The 13890-nt window shown below is 39.3% G+C and carries 20 protein-coding genes, 1 other RNA gene and 1 pseudogene (1 of these 22 cut by a window edge); all 22 read right to left on the minus strand.

Features of this window, described 5'->3' with window-relative positions:
* Nucleotides 1–91 precede the first annotated feature (91 nt).
* Nucleotides 92–616 (minus strand): hypothetical protein, encoded by a 525-nt coding sequence (locus tag P3L47_RS00100; protein WP_277782352.1) that lies wholly within the window; start codon nucleotides 614–616, stop codon nucleotides 92–94.
* Nucleotides 609–800: a hypothetical protein gene (locus P3L47_RS00105; RefSeq protein ID WP_277782297.1), complete on the minus strand. Its 192-nt coding sequence runs from the start codon at nucleotides 798–800 to the stop codon at nucleotides 609–611. Before P3L47_RS00105 ends, P3L47_RS00100 begins: the two co-directional genes overlap by 8 nt.
* 14 nt (nucleotides 801–814) lie before the next feature.
* Entirely contained in the window at nucleotides 815–1198 is a 384-nt protein-coding gene (locus tag P3L47_RS00110; protein ID WP_277782353.1) for a hypothetical protein, read from the minus strand.
* Nucleotides 1199–1366: 168 nt separating this feature from the next.
* Complete coding sequence (locus P3L47_RS00115; protein ID WP_277782354.1) at nucleotides 1367–1813, minus strand: hypothetical protein; 447 nt, start codon at nucleotides 1811–1813, stop codon at nucleotides 1367–1369.
* 4 nt (nucleotides 1814–1817) lie between these two features.
* A complete protein-coding gene (locus tag P3L47_RS00120) occupies nucleotides 1818–2216 on the minus strand; it encodes a hypothetical protein (protein WP_277782300.1) in 399 nt (132 codons plus the stop codon).
* A complete protein-coding gene (locus tag P3L47_RS00125; protein WP_277782355.1) occupies nucleotides 2213–2701 on the minus strand; it encodes a hypothetical protein in 489 nt (162 codons plus the stop codon). Before P3L47_RS00125 ends, P3L47_RS00120 begins: the two co-directional genes overlap by 4 nt.
* A complete protein-coding gene (locus P3L47_RS00130; RefSeq protein ID WP_277782303.1) occupies nucleotides 2689–3015 on the minus strand; it encodes a hypothetical protein in 327 nt (108 codons plus the stop codon). The genes P3L47_RS00125 and P3L47_RS00130 overlap by 13 nt, the downstream gene beginning before the upstream one ends.
* A complete protein-coding gene (locus P3L47_RS23650) occupies nucleotides 3015–3164 on the minus strand; it encodes a DUF6706 family protein (RefSeq protein WP_345799086.1) in 150 nt (49 codons plus the stop codon). Before P3L47_RS23650 ends, P3L47_RS00130 begins: the two co-directional genes overlap by 1 nt.
* A 4-nt stretch (nucleotides 3165–3168) precedes the next feature.
* Nucleotides 3169–3336: a DUF6706 family protein gene (locus P3L47_RS00135; RefSeq protein ID WP_277782356.1), complete on the minus strand. Its 168-nt coding sequence runs from the start codon at nucleotides 3334–3336 to the stop codon at nucleotides 3169–3171.
* A gap of 2 nt (nucleotides 3337–3338) precedes the next feature.
* Entirely contained in the window at nucleotides 3339–4451 is a 1113-nt protein-coding gene (locus tag P3L47_RS00140; protein ID WP_277782357.1) for a major capsid protein, read from the minus strand.
* 4 nt (nucleotides 4452–4455) lie between these two features.
* Complete coding sequence (locus P3L47_RS00145; RefSeq protein WP_277782358.1) at nucleotides 4456–5049, minus strand: hypothetical protein; 594 nt, start codon at nucleotides 5047–5049, stop codon at nucleotides 4456–4458.
* Nucleotides 5050–5068: 19 nt separating this feature from the next.
* On the minus strand, nucleotides 5069–5677 hold the full coding sequence (locus P3L47_RS00150) for a hypothetical protein (protein ID WP_277782359.1): 609 nt from the start codon (nucleotides 5675–5677) through the stop codon (nucleotides 5069–5071).
* Nucleotides 5678–5890: 213 nt separating this feature from the next.
* Nucleotides 5891–6016 carry a hypothetical protein gene (locus P3L47_RS00155; RefSeq protein ID WP_277782360.1) on the minus strand — a complete coding sequence of 42 codons (126 nt, stop codon included), beginning with the start codon at nucleotides 6014–6016 and terminating at the stop codon, nucleotides 5891–5893.
* Between the two features lie 173 nt (nucleotides 6017–6189).
* Nucleotides 6190–6486 (minus strand): hypothetical protein, encoded by a 297-nt coding sequence (locus P3L47_RS00160; RefSeq protein WP_277782361.1) that lies wholly within the window; start codon nucleotides 6484–6486, stop codon nucleotides 6190–6192.
* A gap of 159 nt (nucleotides 6487–6645) precedes the next feature.
* A complete protein-coding gene (locus P3L47_RS00165) occupies nucleotides 6646–6930 on the minus strand; it encodes a hypothetical protein (protein WP_277782362.1) in 285 nt (94 codons plus the stop codon).
* A 14-nt stretch (nucleotides 6931–6944) separates the two neighbouring features.
* Nucleotides 6945–8444, minus strand: coding sequence for a hypothetical protein (locus P3L47_RS00170; RefSeq protein WP_277782363.1), 1500 nt, complete (start codon nucleotides 8442–8444; stop codon nucleotides 6945–6947).
* 160 nt (nucleotides 8445–8604) lie between these two features.
* On the minus strand, nucleotides 8605–8877 hold the full coding sequence (locus tag P3L47_RS00175; RefSeq protein WP_277782312.1) for a hypothetical protein: 273 nt from the start codon (nucleotides 8875–8877) through the stop codon (nucleotides 8605–8607).
* 15 nt (nucleotides 8878–8892) lie between these two features.
* Nucleotides 8893–10320, minus strand: a complete 1428-nt coding sequence (locus tag P3L47_RS00180) for a phage portal protein (protein ID WP_277782364.1) — start codon at nucleotides 10318–10320, stop codon at nucleotides 8893–8895.
* 11 nt (nucleotides 10321–10331) lie between these two features.
* The gene (locus P3L47_RS00185) at nucleotides 10332–11513 is read right to left on the minus strand and encodes a PBSX family phage terminase large subunit (RefSeq protein WP_277782365.1); all 1182 of its coding nucleotides are present in this window, start codon (nucleotides 11511–11513) and stop codon (nucleotides 10332–10334) included.
* Nucleotides 11494–12040, minus strand: a pseudogene (locus P3L47_RS00190) (terminase small subunit). Before P3L47_RS00190 ends, P3L47_RS00185 begins: the two are co-directional and overlap by 20 nt.
* A 759-nt stretch (nucleotides 12041–12799) precedes the next feature.
* Nucleotides 12800–13200, minus strand: a transfer-messenger RNA (tmRNA) gene (ssrA, locus tag P3L47_RS00200).
* Nucleotides 13201–13260: 60 nt separating this feature from the next.
* Nucleotides 13261–13890, minus strand: partial view of an alpha/beta hydrolase gene (locus P3L47_RS00205; protein WP_345799063.1) — the 3' portion only. The gene runs 252 nt beyond the window's last position; 630 of the gene's 882 nt are visible here — the last part of the coding sequence; its start codon lies beyond the right edge, outside the window — the gene reads right to left on this strand; it ends in the stop codon at nucleotides 13261–13263.

A 13890-nucleotide genomic window follows, 5' to 3' on the forward strand; every position in this document is an offset into this window, starting at 1 on the left:
ATCTGCTTTTGTAAATCGGTTCCGATCGCAGCCTTTCTATCCGAAGCAGACAGACGATCATATTCAGCATTAAGCAATGATAACTGTTTTCTCAATGCAACAAGCGAATCAGCCGCAGCCCCTTCAATCTTAATGTTGTCAGAATATTCCTTCCTAAGTTTTTTAAAGCCTCATTTTCTATTGTATATTGGTGAGTTATTTCCTTTAATTCAGTTAAGATATTTGCCCCCTTTTGACCCCGCTTATCAATATCAGACAATGCAAAATAAGACTTATTCAGTTTCTTGATATCTTCATTTAAGGCTTTAACTTTCAACTGTTGTTCAACAAATACATCCGTGGCGTTATTAAGCTCTGATGTCATCATTCTAGCGCCTTCTACCACTCCATTGGAAACATTAAGTTGATCTATAATACGTTGATAATTTTGAACCTGCTGTTCATATTCTTTCAGCTTCTGTGTCGATTCTTGATACTTCTTGTTCAATTCATCAAAGCCTTTGAGATCTCCAGCGACATTGAAGTCTTTAAGGACAGCTTTTAATGCCTCTACTTCTTCTCGCAGCTTCTGAACCTCTTGCCATTTGGCTGATACATCAAAACTTAGTTTAGCCATTATTCTCTTTTTTCTTTGGTCTGTTTAATAAATACTGCCCATCACGCTCAATGAGCAAGTCACCGGTTACTTGATGCAGAATATCTTTTTGCATCAATAATAGATTCCTGTATGGGATTTTATACACAACATCATTATAAGATAGTTTCAATGCCTCCATGAAAGTTGCAATTTGCCCCATCATGGTCTCATTACCTATTATTTTTGTATCGCCGCCATTCTTGCCACGCTCTCGGCTAAGGCGGCACAGACAAAAAAATCCTCTGCAGATATTAATTTAATAACAGTTTCCAAGGCTTCTTTTAGTTCCTTTAGAGTTGCTCCTTGAATTGCAACATACTTTTCAGGATCGTCGAAAATAAAGACTGATAATCCTTCAGCATATTCTCCAGGTCTTCCTTTGCTTTTACTTAGTTCCTCTTTTCCTGTTGTGGTACGATCTATACAAGACAGATATTTTATTGATTTACAAATGACAGCTATTGTTGGAGGCTGAATGGTATATGCTTTACTTCCCAAAATGACGACTTTGAGGTCATCGCCCAAAATAGCGTTAGCGACTAAATTTGCTGCTTTGTTCATTGGATATTCATATTAAGCAAAGAAGGGACGGGCAGAATGTATCCGCCTGCCCCTTTCTGTTGTGATTCATTAATGGTACTTTAAATTCCTTTAAAGTCTTGCCTTCAACATCAAACTGATATTCGGAGGCAATGGTGGTCGAAACCTTCAAAGGAATAGCTGAAATAGCTAAACCAACGGCTCCATCGGTAGACGCCCGCGCCCGATAACATTTGCTTTAGGGAAAATAATCGCTACATTATCATTAGATACAGCAACAACGCATTTATAACGCTGTTCCCCGGAGTTTCCTCTTTCCCAGCCTTTACTATCATCCAATGGTTTACCACCCATCAATTCCGCCTTAGTGTCAAAGTCATAGGCGCCAATCGTCCAGTTTAGACTTACTGATCCTGCTTCAAAAGATGATCGGTATGTCTGTCCGGTCAATTCGTCCTTATACTCTGTTGTTGTACCGTCTTCTTCGGTAAACTCATATGTACCTTGATGTACATTGGGAACTTCTTTGAAAGAAGTAAACAATGATTCAAGTGTTGCATAAGTTGGAGCTGCTTCTAATGGATCTCCATAAAGAATTTGCTTTACTCCAATCACGGATACTGTTCTTCCTGCCATATTCTTATTCTTTTACATTTAATACTTGAAATAATATTCTCACATTTACATAGAAACATTTTAAATCCCTGTCTTCTTCTATTCTTGTCGTATCGACCTCGTATGTATAAGATGTACCGTCGTAAGTAGAAGTGGCATGTAATTCCTTGACAGCCAACCTTTCTAAAGCATTAAGTCTTGTAAGAGGAGCTGTTCCTTTACGATCAAGGTAAGGAATACAGATATTCACATGAACAAATCCTGCTTTCCAATAGGTACCCGACTCTACCGAATTAACGATAATAACAACCCGCTCGGACTTCACGTCTCCTTCGGGAACCGCTCCGTCTTTATAAACCTTCTTGATTCCCAGTTTTTGGGCATCTTTATAAAGTATTGTCTGTATGTCCGTTGTAACTATCATTGCAGCATTGTCCTTACTGTTATCTCTGCATCATCAATCACACGTAATCCCTTGCTATTGACAAAACTTGCATAATCCATACCCGCAACGACAATAAGCGTGAAACCTTTCGATTTACGGGCAAGGCTTCTCGCATATTCAAGACCTTGTCGGCTACCTTCGCTGCCATCTCCAGCTTTTCCTTTTGCCCAAAACTGAACCGTTTTCTGAGCCTTGGTTGTAAAGAATACCTTTTCGTAGTTTTCACCACGTCCTTGAATCTGCTTAAAGCCTCCCTCCTTAATTATCTTTCCATCTTGAGCCACAACATAACCTAAAGAACTGCGTAAATTCCCCGTAATATTGTTATATTTTCCTTCTCTAAAAGCCGTTTCATAAGCCCTTTCTCCCATCTCGACAAGATGAGCAAAAATCTCACGAAACGCTTCTTCGAAGAAATCATCAACATCTGAGAAATCATATTTTGCAGTTACTATTCCAGCCATATTTGCCCATAGTTTAGATAATCCGTCGTCATAGGATTGATTACTATCCCCTCACCACGAAGAGAACCGTCAGCGTTCAAGACACGAACGACATCACCGGCATTAATTTTTACACGTTCTGTCACAACTCGATATTTATATGGATAGGTAGTACCGTTAACTGTATAAACGCGGTCTGCACTTTGATCATAGCATTTGCATTTACAAAGTTTTTCCCATCCTTCACCGTTTGTTCCTGGTATCGGGTTTCCGGATTCATCGTATTCATAATCCTTAATGACTTTTCGTTCTAATATGTGAGGAGCATAATACATCACCAATACATTGACGCGTCAGATATTCGACTTGAAAACACATTTTCTAACCCTAATTGCTTACACAACAGCGAATAATAAGCCTTGAGACCGTCCTTATCCCAAGAGATGGAAAATCCACTTTCGTTTATAGATGTTGGACGGGCCAGGAGCTTACGGAATAAACATTGCCATAGCCTTGTTTACCTCAGTCTTATTTCCTGGCGTAATCTCATCATCAAGAGAAAACGAACCACTCAAAGCCATATCCAGCAGATCGGCCTCCGATAAATTCATACCGAAGGAACCGATCTTTTGTGTTATGTAATCAGATACTTTCATAATTAATCCGGCTCAGTGTTCAACGATGCGATACCATTGATTTCAGTGATCACAGGCAAAGCATATGTTTCAGCCTTTACAAACTCAACACCATTCGAATTTTGCGTTTCTCCTACTCCCCACTGAGATACGCGAATACGACCATAATTAGAGTAAGTAACTCCAGGTTCAGGTCTCAATTCGCTGTTAACATAGGCATTTTTGATCGTACCTAAACTACCTGAAGGAATAAAGACCAAGTTCTTTGCATTCCAGGGATTGTATGGAGTAAATGTACCATTGTTTTGAATCAAACACTGGCGTCTTACCGGTTCCAGGATAGGTAATTCATTCGACCGCATAAATTCATTGAAGGCATTCAGTAGCAATGGGCTATTCTGCTTATCTGTTCCGAAGATAACCTGCTTCATCTTCTTGCTTCGAAGGATATAAGATATCTTAGAAGGGGCAAGTAAGATACGATCAAAAACTACTTTATCAGAAAAAGCGTCCACGATAGCCTGAATGTCTTCAAATACGTCTACATTAGCTATGTTATCATCATTCCATTTCAATGTGACCTTGCCTTTGTTTTCTGTAGGCATATTATAGTCAATAGTTGTCTTAACACCACCTTCCGGGTTGTTCGTTTCATCCAATGTGGCAATACCTTCATTAGATAGTGCACCCATAGCAATGATATCCATTTTCGCCTGAACACCTTGAACCGGAGTTCTAACATTGCCCCACATAAGATCGATAAGCTGTCTTTTTGCCGCTTCTTCCGGAATAGATTTACTATCCAAAATTTGCAGAATCTTTCTGTAGTCATCAATCGTCAAAGGCAATGTAATTGCATGATGGAGCACCTTTTGAGCGATAGTTTCAAGCCCATGAGTGCCAAGTACCGGCTCTTTCGACTTGTCGTCAATTGTCGCAGCAGCAATAGTGACATTGTACTTACCCTTGATTTCTTCGAAATTCAACCCGATAGAGGGATAATCCCAATTAAAAAATCTCTCATAGAATACATTATCAAACAATAGTTTATGCTGTCTTGATACCGCATCAAATCGTAATTGAACCTGCTTTGTAAGCTCTCCAAACAAAGAACTGTATTGAAATTTATCTGGCATAGTATTACTGTTTTACGTAAATAATATTAGGGTTGTTTTTTAAGCAAAGACCCTGTTTCCAAGACGCAGGAATATCCGGGACATAACCCAAGAGTACTACAGCATCATAAGCTGCAGAAACAGTATCCTGATCGTCCCCTGCAAGTGGCTCAGTATCTTCACCGACTACGGCATTAGGCTCATATTTTGCAGCAGAGTCAGATGTAGCAGTGGCTTCGATCAAGGTGTCATCTGCCACAAGTCCTGTAATAGCTGCAGATAGAGTCAATACATCGTAATCAGCATTCGATGAATCAATAGAGGAAACCGTCACGCCGGTTGTTTCTCCGATTTTCATTACAACATCATTAACCTGGAACAATGTACCTTTTGGCACTCTAGGCTTTGTCGTTGTTCCGCCTGATATGACTTTTGCATTTTTGGAAACAGCAGCAGTCAAAGTACCTGATACAATGTGTAAAGGTGTCCCTTTTTTAATGACAGTCCCCTTAGGAAATGTCTGCAATAATTTATAGCCGCCAGGGAGAATCTTAGCCTCTCCTCGCCAAAACACTGGCATATTGCCGCTATAAGATTTACCTTCAAATTTAACTCCCATTTTTTCTGTTTTTTAATGGTTAATTTGCGTCAGGCAGATTTTTAGCCCACTGATCAGCCTCTTCTTTTGCTTTGTCGTCTGATGTAGACAATACGCCTGATGCGTTACTACTCTCAAGCCCTGCGGTAACAATGTTTTGCTTAATGCCAGCTAAATAAGAGTTAATTGCAGCTTCATCCATTTCGGGAGTGATAGCAAATCCCTCTTTAGCTCTCCATTCCGGGATACCGAGTTCTTTTGCTTTAGAAGCGATCATATTAGCCCTTGCCGTCTGTTGTTCCTTCGTTTTGTAAGCATTAAGCTCTTCCTGTATAGGAGACAGCTTTGCCGCAAGAGCTTCCTCAATCATCTTCTGCAGATCGGGTTCGTTTTTTTTCTGCTCGCCCCCACCAGCAGGCTCTTCTCTTTTTTCTCCTTTAGCTTTATTGACAGCGTCCGTCACTCGTTTGTCAATACCGCTTTGAAGAGAAGAAAGGAAAGATTTTTGACCGTCTACGACAGTCTGCAAATTGTCCTCAGTTACAAGACCTGTATTAGCGAGTGCTTCAGCTTGCCCCTGCAGAATATCATCGCTTAACCCAAAGTTTGAATAAGATTGTTTTAAGAGATTGAAAATTTTTTCTTTCATATCGAATACATTAGTTTTAAATACCTGTCGTAAAGGTAACTTGCACTAAAAAGGAGGATAAAATATTAAAGGGAGCGATACACGACAATGGAGCTATTGTCGTGAAATAGATGAGATAAGGAGTAAAAGGAGGAGAAATGATCTTGGTTTTGGGGAATAATTTTGTATAAACAAGAGTCCATCCCATATACGAAAGGGAAGGACTCTTTATTTCTATTGCTTGATCGGCTGTGCATGTGCCGGTACGTCCTTTAAATCGTACGGTCCGGGTGTCATAGCCTGGATGCAGAGATACAAGACACCATCTTGTGTATAGTACTTGTTAAACGATAGTTCCATATTTTGCGTATATGGAATAGGGTCTTCCATTGTCCCGGCATGTTCGTCCGCATCTACGGTCTTCCACAGACTTAATGTCTCCGTTCCTGGTTTCCAGTTTTTCTGCGTTGTATGGTCTTTGACACATTCCCACAGGACATCGTTCAGCCTATACCTTTCCCCGGCCTTTACTTCTATCCCGGACTTCCATTCCGGGTAATGGCTCTTACCTGCAGTGCTTCTTTCGCTGACAGGCTATAAGTATTTATCTCTTTCGCTGCTTCGGCTTCGAGCTTGTCGAGTGCAAGGAGACGGCTAAACTGCCGGTTGACTACCGGCTCCTGTCCTTCGGGATAAGCCCATTCTTCACTGTTTAATAATTCGGTAAATTCAGGATCACCGAACCGGTAACGCGGGAAGTCTTCATTGCTGAAAGGAGAGAGGTACTCTTCATGCAGGATTACCTTGCTCTGATCAACACTTGTTCTCATTTCAGGAAGTATTTCAATACCGTGGGACTTTGCCCATGGTAAGTTTACTATTGCGTAATTCATATTATTTGTTTTTGAGGGTTTGTAAATAATTATATGCTTGTATGCACTGTTCTTTGCTCAGGACACGATTGTTGTAGATTCCTAGGTTTTTGAAAGCTACTTGGGGAAATTATTACCAAAATAGCCTAATCTAAGTAAATCTTTTATATCAATACTGCTTCCAACTGGGTCAACATTATATTCATTCCAGCTTTCATCATAAAGCTTACCATTTGATGTTATGCCCTTAATTTTTTTACCTGCAAAAACATAAGCAGTACTACCTTGTTTCAAATAAACTCGGGAGCCATTCAATCTATTGTAGATATAAATTTGATTATATTTAACCAAACCAGCGTTGTCATTATTATTATTATTGACAAACTCCCAGTCTCCCACCATGGTCCAATCACTACCTAAATCAAAAGGAGCTTAGAATCTACCTTATCATCTACCCCATCAGTAACAAGGTAGCCTTCATAGTCAAATGGTAAAAGTTTAATAGTTACTGGAGTATTTGGTCTGTTCTCTACTTCTGTAATTGTAGTTTGCAACGAAAATCCCAAACTACTAGAAGATGCTGGTAAATCAATTATATAAATACCATCTTTATTCCAAGTATTTGGATAATTAGTTGTAGATCCAAATGCTAAAACATCACCTTCCATCATTCCAGTTAATTTGAATCTAATTTTAACAGATTCTTGCAAGGCTGAACTTGTCCAATAACATTTAAATGGACTGTTTAACGAAACTCTATAATATTGAGATATAGAATAATTACTGTTAAATGCCCAAGATGGGAATGCTGCATCATTTTGTAGAACAAAGTTTTTACCAAAATATTGATAATACAGCCCATACCCACTATTCCCTGCAAATAAGAAATTAGATAACACTAAATCATTGCCATTATCGGTCAAATTAGCTATCGTAGCACGGTCTGAATCTTCGTTGGTCTTACCCGTAACAGTCCAGGCTTGATCAAAGAATAACCAGGGAAACTCTTTTTTCCAGTAGTCAATAACCAGCTGACGCTCTTCTTCTGTTGTGTCATGGTCTATTATGACTAGGGAGTAGAGGGCGAAATTAGAAAAATATTCAAATCCGTTTTTTGCTAATTTTCCTACCAACAGAACGTTAGAACCTAATCTATCATCTTCCTGCAATATTTCTTGATCATTATAATATTGACTTGTTTGATAAACGATAGGATAATCGCTAATGGTTATACTGGTAAGATCACCAAAATTAACAGCATAATCGATGTTGTTTTTGTACTCTAATAAAAATGCGCCATCTGTATTCCAATTCTTAATATTACTAACTAATCCCTCATATTTATTATCCCTTGCTATCCACTTCCTGAGCGCCATCACCGTATACCCTTTCTCCTTTGTCAGGATAGGAAACGTCTCACATATTCCATAATCGTCTACTCCGTCAAAGACGATAGCTCCGGAGTAGTCAGGGATTTGTTCGATGGTAATGTTGCAGGATTCTTGTAATTTGGAAAATGTAAACCCATAATATTTACCACCTCCTTCAAATTCAATTGATGGTAATTTGTACACTCCATCAGAAGTTATATTGTAAACACGAATTTGATTGCTGATATAACGGAGCTCCTGTCCGTCTGCTAATCCTGTAACCTTTATCGTAGCTCCCTGAATAGTACGAGCTGATTCGCCTGATGTTGACTGATAGTACAGCGATATGTTTGTTTCTTTTTTTACGGCTGTAACATTAAAGGATTTATAGGTCTTTGTAGCTTCAACTCTTGCAAGGGACAGGACCCAATTTGTATAATCTTCTTTATAACTTCCGCACCCGCTACCCAACTTCCACAAAAAGTTCTTCATCTGCAAATCATTCCCCAATCCGGATTTATCTTTCCATACTGGGTTTGCCACCATTTCTGTATTAGTTAGTCCTTTTGCAGTAAAGACCAATTATACCCTCAAACCAGGAACAGGACTAGTCTGTCCCTTCCGCCACCTCCAACACCTAGCCGAATCCCGGCTAGGTCTATCCTAGGATAGAGGACGTGAGATATGTTGATGTTGCTGAGAGTTATCATTGGAGTATTTGTATGGATGAAGGTTCTTCGGTTGTAACAATTCGGATTTTCAATCCAGCTTTGCCGCCACTAATAACATCTACTACAGCCTTTACGCCTCTGTAATTAAAAGCAGCTGTACGCCATATTGTCCCATCTATACTGATTTCGACAAGAACATCAGCTTTATTATTTGTTACTACTTGTAAACCGGCGCTATCTGATGCCATATCAAATGCATCGCTTACATATTTATCTCCTTGCTTTGTCCAATTTAACGATGTTGCCATGTTTATGTGTTTTATTTATTTGTTCAACTTTTCGCCATTTTCATTAAAACTATTGTTATTAGATTCTCTTTGTCTTTTTTCTTCCAAGATGCTTTTTATTTCGTCAGATGGGTTATCAACGAGCCCCAATAACTTGACTGCCGTTTCAATAGAAGCAATGCCATCGGAGCGAAGTTTACCAATAGCAGACCATCTTTTATCCGTGTCCTCCTGGAACGGTTCCGAAAATTCGAAATCTATTTGAAGAGCGTCCAATTTTTCTCTGAGAGAAATATGAGTGACATTCTTCATTATAGCTAGAATTAAATTCTTTTCTCTGTCTACGGCGATTTCATATATTTCTTTGCGGTTATCCCTTTTTATATAAGACGGAGCCATAGCCCGCTTTAGGGCTTCTCCTGTCAAAGTACCCAGTCCTTTAGTATTTTCAGGGGAAAAGTTGAACGTAAAAGTGTCATTCAATATTGATTCTTTCAATATTTCTTTTTCAAACTTTTTAAGTTCTACTGAATCGGGAGGAGCAACATATTCAAATAAACTGTCTGGCCCAAAACACCTAATTACTTCGCCTACATTATCCGGATCGCTAAGAGATTCTAATACGTCTGCCGAAACTTTAGCTTTAGGGTCGGCAAAATAATTAACAGTGTCAGCCGACTTTGAATCAACATATTCGTCTCTTTTTATACGGGGCTGAGCACCTTCCCATTCCTTTTCCTGTTGGTAATAAATCACATTTATTTTACCCGTAGGATTGATAACAGGGACAACTTCCCATCCTACAGTCGCCTTTCGACATCTATAAATGACTTTTGGCGTCTGTATATCAAAATGTTCTACTGTATTAACCCCTTCTTTCAGGTAATAGCCATACCCAAAGGCAAGCATAGTCCCATATTGATCAAAAAGTGGACGCAATGTATACCCTAGTGATTTTGCCAATAAAACAACTTTTACCTCTGCCTTGCCAGTCTCTTCGTTTCGGTAAATATGGTATAATTTAGCAGACTCCGTTTCGGAACCAGCTAAGCGTTTTGCTTGCCTCATGGTTGTATCAAACCGGGTATCTTTCAAAAACTGGATATATGCGTCAAAAGCATCATCCTGAATGTCAGGATTATTTTTACTCCATTTAATGGGCTGCCCTAGTAGGAAAAACAAAGCGACTTCGTTAATGTATGCCTGCCATCTCCTAGGCAATTTTTCCGTCACATACGGTTCTTTACCTTTTCTTAATTTATTTGGCCTGCTCATTACATCATGTAGAGCGGGGTCATACTCCTTGATAGCCTCTAGTACTTCCAAATCTCTATTCTGAAACAACTCCATAGCCTGACTTATATCCTTCTCTTTTATGAGCGTGATTAAGTCTTTACTTTTAGTAGAGTCGTTCATTGACTGTCCTCTAAATATATCTACTATGTAGTCTAATATTGATCCCATATATTTTATTGTTAGTATATGCCTAAATCCTCTTTATTGTATTGCTTTGAAACTAGAACCTTGCCCAAAAGTTTACCTATCGTATAATACCTTGTAGCATCAATCAAATGGTTGTACGCGTCAATAGGCTGGTTTATAAACTTTCCATCCTTGTTCTGTTCATATACATAATTCTTTAATTCTCTGATGTAATTGGTAGATCGTCTTGTCACACACAACTTATATTCCATCATTTTAAACAGACCTCCCATTACAGAACCTTTGTATTTATCAGCAGGGAAGATAATGACACCGGAATTGGCGATCTCTTGTATTAGTCTAGGATCGGCACTGTCAGCATACACAAATAACCGAAGCTTTTTCAACTCTTTGATTATTTCGCTTGTGAGCATATGCGTTCGATAACATTGCTCGTCCAAATACATCCGATCATCAAGAATACCACATTTTACAATAGCCGTTGGATCAGAGCTGTAGCCGAAGTCAAGGCCAACCGCAACTTGTTTGGCTTTTTCCGGGAAACTATCCACTATTTCATATTCGGGGAAGACCAAGCCTTCTGCCATAGCTTGCTGTCCTAAGCCGTATACCGTCCATAAAACCTTATTTTTGTGTTTAAGAGATTCTATCTCGTCAATAATAGTCTGTTCTAAAAATGGATTATCTTTATATGTAGAAATGAAATGATACGTACGTGGATCCTTGTTTAGCTCACACAGCCAATGTTCGTCTGAGAATGACGGATTGTAGTCTATAATAGAAAAATTAGTGGTACGCATGATGAGCTGCTGCCATTCCAAAAATGATATTTCATTTCCTTCGTTACAATACAGGATATTTCTCTTACGCCCTCTTATCTTCTGTTCGTCGCCGGTAGAGAAGAATTCAATAAAAGACTCATTAGGCAAAGTATATACCATTTCTGACTTGTTCATACACCGCCCATCCCACAATTTAAACTTATCCATCATTATCTCCTTGAAGTCTCTAAATACAGAACCTTTGAGTGCCGGCAACGTCTTGCGGACAATAGACAAAGAACATTTAGGATGCTGGATAACATAAGCCAGCAGGAAGATAAGTATGTTATAGGTCTTACTGCTTCGTGATGATCCTTGAGCCGAGACAATCTTATATCCGGCATCAAGAGCACCTTGCACTTCGGAGTATATTTTAGTCGTCTGTATCTTCATCTATTTGACTCCGTTTATCTATCACTTCGATTTTGATATCCTGACCTATGGGATTACCATTGCTGGTTATATCCTTTTTTTCCGGAGCATCCCAGCCCATCATCTTTGACAGACGGTCTAAAGCGTCTATCTTCGAGTACATTTTAACTTCGAATCCTTTATCTGTACTTTTGACCGACTGAATAGCCAATTGAAACGAAACAGGCAGTTTGGAAAGATCCTTGATCAAGAATACACGAAAATTGGCAGTTCTCCTGATCTCCAGCATATCAACGACATTTGCACGGGCAATATTGGTTAATATACCAACCGCTTCGTCCTTATTTAAATCAGACCTGTCCCTTAACTCTTTCTGCAGATGTTTTACCCTAGCCGCTATCTCACTTTTTTAAGAGCTCATACGCCCTGCTATTGACAGACTCGTCTTTCATCTTCGAACAAGAATACGCACGTCTATAAGCCTCAGACGCGTTTCCACATTCGAGGTAATAATTACAAAAGTTTTCTTGTTTTATAGTTAGAGGCATACCCTTGAGTTATAGTTTTACTCAAAGGTATTAATGCGTATCGAGGTGAGTAAATTGGATGATAGATAAAACACGACATTAGAGTGATTGTCGTGTTTTTATAATCTTTCAACTATTTCTTTATATATATATTCAATGTCCTGCTTAAATTCATCATATATTTGACAATGAAATACTAAGTTCTTCAAATTATCGGACACGGCTGATTTTCCATGCAATCCCCATACTTCCCCAACCTTTTCTCTTAATCCACTTTTCATTTTACCTCCAGCCAATGCCGAAGGAGAATATAACGAAAGGACAATATAGAGGAATTTTTTCTCTGAGTTACACTTTCCGGTCTAGGCGGGCAATCTCTTTTAGCGATAATTTCCGTGAACCACTTGTATAAAACAGGGATCATGTCTAAATCAGTCAACATTGGTTCTGTCAACTCTTTTCTCTTTTCGACAGATGAGCTATTTGCTCTCTTATCGATCTTATCTCTGCAATATCTTTAAACATACATAATTCTTAATTAAATTAATAATGAATTATGTAATATGAATTATAAGTAATGGCTTTGCTAATATCTAATAGCACAAATGTACTATAAATATTGATATAAAGAAAGGAATAATGAATTTAGGTGATTATATACATAATTGTCTATCTTTGCCCTATCAGTTCTTCCATTTTTAGGATACAATTTTGATTTTTGCGTGTAGTTTTGAGTGCAAAACAAAATAAGCGCTGTAAATCAAATGATTACAACGCTTATTGTGGAGCTGGAGAGATTCGAACTCTCGTCCAAACGAGGAACTAATCTGCTTTCTACATGTTTATCTTCGCCTTCGATTGTCGAGATCAAGCAAGACCGAAGCCACCCACTTAATCCTTATCCTCTAAATTTTCGCCTGAGACCCGAGGCTCATTTCAGACTATCTCCGATATTGCTGCACCACCTGATCGGAAAGCTTCGGAGCAACAGCATCCGGGTGATGTCACGTCCCCACAACTTTTGCAGGGATTAAGCTTGAATCTACTATACTTCGATTAAGCAGCGAGAGCGTAATTATTTTCGCCAGTTAATTGTTCGTTGTCTGAGATTTAAGTGCAAGCCAACCACGCACTACATGCTTACAAACCACTTCTGCCCGCTGTCAAAACCGGTCAGCCCCATGATTTGTGAATACAAAGATACGAAGAATCTCCGTATCTCCGTACTCTGTTTAGTTTTTTTATTCTATTACGCCAATTTCACGGAACCAGTCTTCAGCTCTGTCAGGCCATTCATTGACTGCTGCCCCGGTATCTCGCAGACCATAACCATGTCCGCCTTTACTATACAAATGCATCCAGGCAGGCACACCTGCTTCTTTCAAGGCATAATAATAGAAAAGGCTGCTGTTAATATATGACTTATCGTCTTCTGCCTGAATCAACATAGTCGGAGGTGTAGCCGGAGTTACCTTGAGCTCCGATGCCAACTGGAAGTTTTCACCATCCAGGTAAGCAGGATATACCAACAGGCAAAAATCCGGACGACAGCTAACCTTATCTGCTGCATCGACTGCCGGATAGGTTCTTTTTTCAAAGTTATTGCTAACCATAGCAGAAAGATGTCCCCCTGCAGAAAAGCCCATTACGCCAATACGCAGCGGATCCACATTCATCTCTTCTGCATGAGCTCTGACATAACCGATCGCACGTTGCAAATCCTGTAACGGAGCTTCATGTTTCTCACGACCTTCCCGGCGCGGAACACGATACTTAACCAATACCGCTGTTATTCCCAGGTTATTCAACCATTCACAAACTTCATCTCCTTCCAGGTCGTAAGCCAGAATATTGTAGCCGCCACCAGGGCA

Source organism: Parabacteroides chongii (assembly GCF_029581355.1).
GTDB lineage: Bacteria > Bacteroidota > Bacteroidia > Bacteroidales > Tannerellaceae > Parabacteroides > Parabacteroides chongii.

Excerpts from the sequence above, each read along its gene's own strand:
- P3L47_RS00180 (WP_277782364.1), bottom strand. The coding sequence starts at position 10,320 with ATGGGATCAATATTAGACTACATAGTAGATATATTTAGAGGACAGTCA.
- P3L47_RS00175 (WP_277782312.1), bottom strand. The coding sequence starts at position 8,877 with ATGGCAACATCGTTAAATTGGACAAAGCAAGGAGATAAATATGTAAGC.
- P3L47_RS00110 (WP_277782353.1), bottom strand. The coding sequence starts at position 1,198 with ATGAACAAAGCAGCAAATTTAGTCGCTAACGCTATTTTGGGCGATGAC.
- P3L47_RS00150 (WP_277782359.1), bottom strand. The coding sequence starts at position 5,677 with ATGAAAGAAAAAATTTTCAATCTCTTAAAACAATCTTATTCAAACTTT.
- P3L47_RS00120 (WP_277782300.1), bottom strand. The coding sequence starts at position 2,216 with ATGATAGTTACAACGGACATACAGACAATACTTTATAAAGATGCCCAA.
- P3L47_RS00135 (WP_277782356.1), bottom strand. The coding sequence starts at position 3,336 with ATGAAAGTATCTGATTACATAACACAAAAGATCGGTTCCTTCGGTATG.
- P3L47_RS00105 (WP_277782297.1), bottom strand. The coding sequence starts at position 800 with ATGATGGGGCAAATTGCAACTTTCATGGAGGCATTGAAACTATCTTAT.
- P3L47_RS00140 (WP_277782357.1), bottom strand. The coding sequence starts at position 4,451 with ATGCCAGATAAATTTCAATACAGTTCTTTGTTTGGAGAGCTTACAAAG.
- P3L47_RS00165 (WP_277782362.1), bottom strand. The coding sequence starts at position 6,930 with ATGGTGGGAGACTGGGAGTTTGTCAATAATAATAATAATGACAACGCT.
- P3L47_RS00185 (WP_277782365.1), bottom strand. The coding sequence starts at position 11,513 with ATGAAGATACAGACGACTAAAATATACTCCGAAGTGCAAGGTGCTCTT.
- P3L47_RS00170 (WP_277782363.1), bottom strand. The coding sequence starts at position 8,444 with ATGGTGGCAAACCCAGTATGGAAAGATAAATCCGGATTGGGGAATGAT.
- P3L47_RS00155 (WP_277782360.1), bottom strand. The coding sequence starts at position 6,016 with ATGGAACTATCGTTTAACAAGTACTATACACAAGATGGTGTCTTGTAT.
- P3L47_RS00100 (WP_277782352.1), bottom strand. The coding sequence starts at position 616 with ATGGCTAAACTAAGTTTTGATGTATCAGCCAAATGGCAAGAGGTTCAG.
- P3L47_RS00125 (WP_277782355.1), bottom strand. The coding sequence starts at position 2,701 with ATGGCTGGAATAGTAACTGCAAAATATGATTTCTCAGATGTTGATGAT.
- P3L47_RS00130 (WP_277782303.1), bottom strand. The coding sequence starts at position 3,015 with ATGTATTATGCTCCTCACATATTAGAACGAAAAGTCATTAAGGATTAT.
- P3L47_RS00145 (WP_277782358.1), bottom strand. The coding sequence starts at position 5,049 with ATGGGAGTTAAATTTGAAGGTAAATCTTATAGCGGCAATATGCCAGTG.
- P3L47_RS00160 (WP_277782361.1), bottom strand. The coding sequence starts at position 6,486 with ATGAGAACAAGTGTTGATCAGAGCAAGGTAATCCTGCATGAAGAGTAC.
- P3L47_RS00115 (WP_277782354.1), bottom strand. The coding sequence starts at position 1,813 with ATGGCAGGAAGAACAGTATCCGTGATTGGAGTAAAGCAAATTCTTTAT.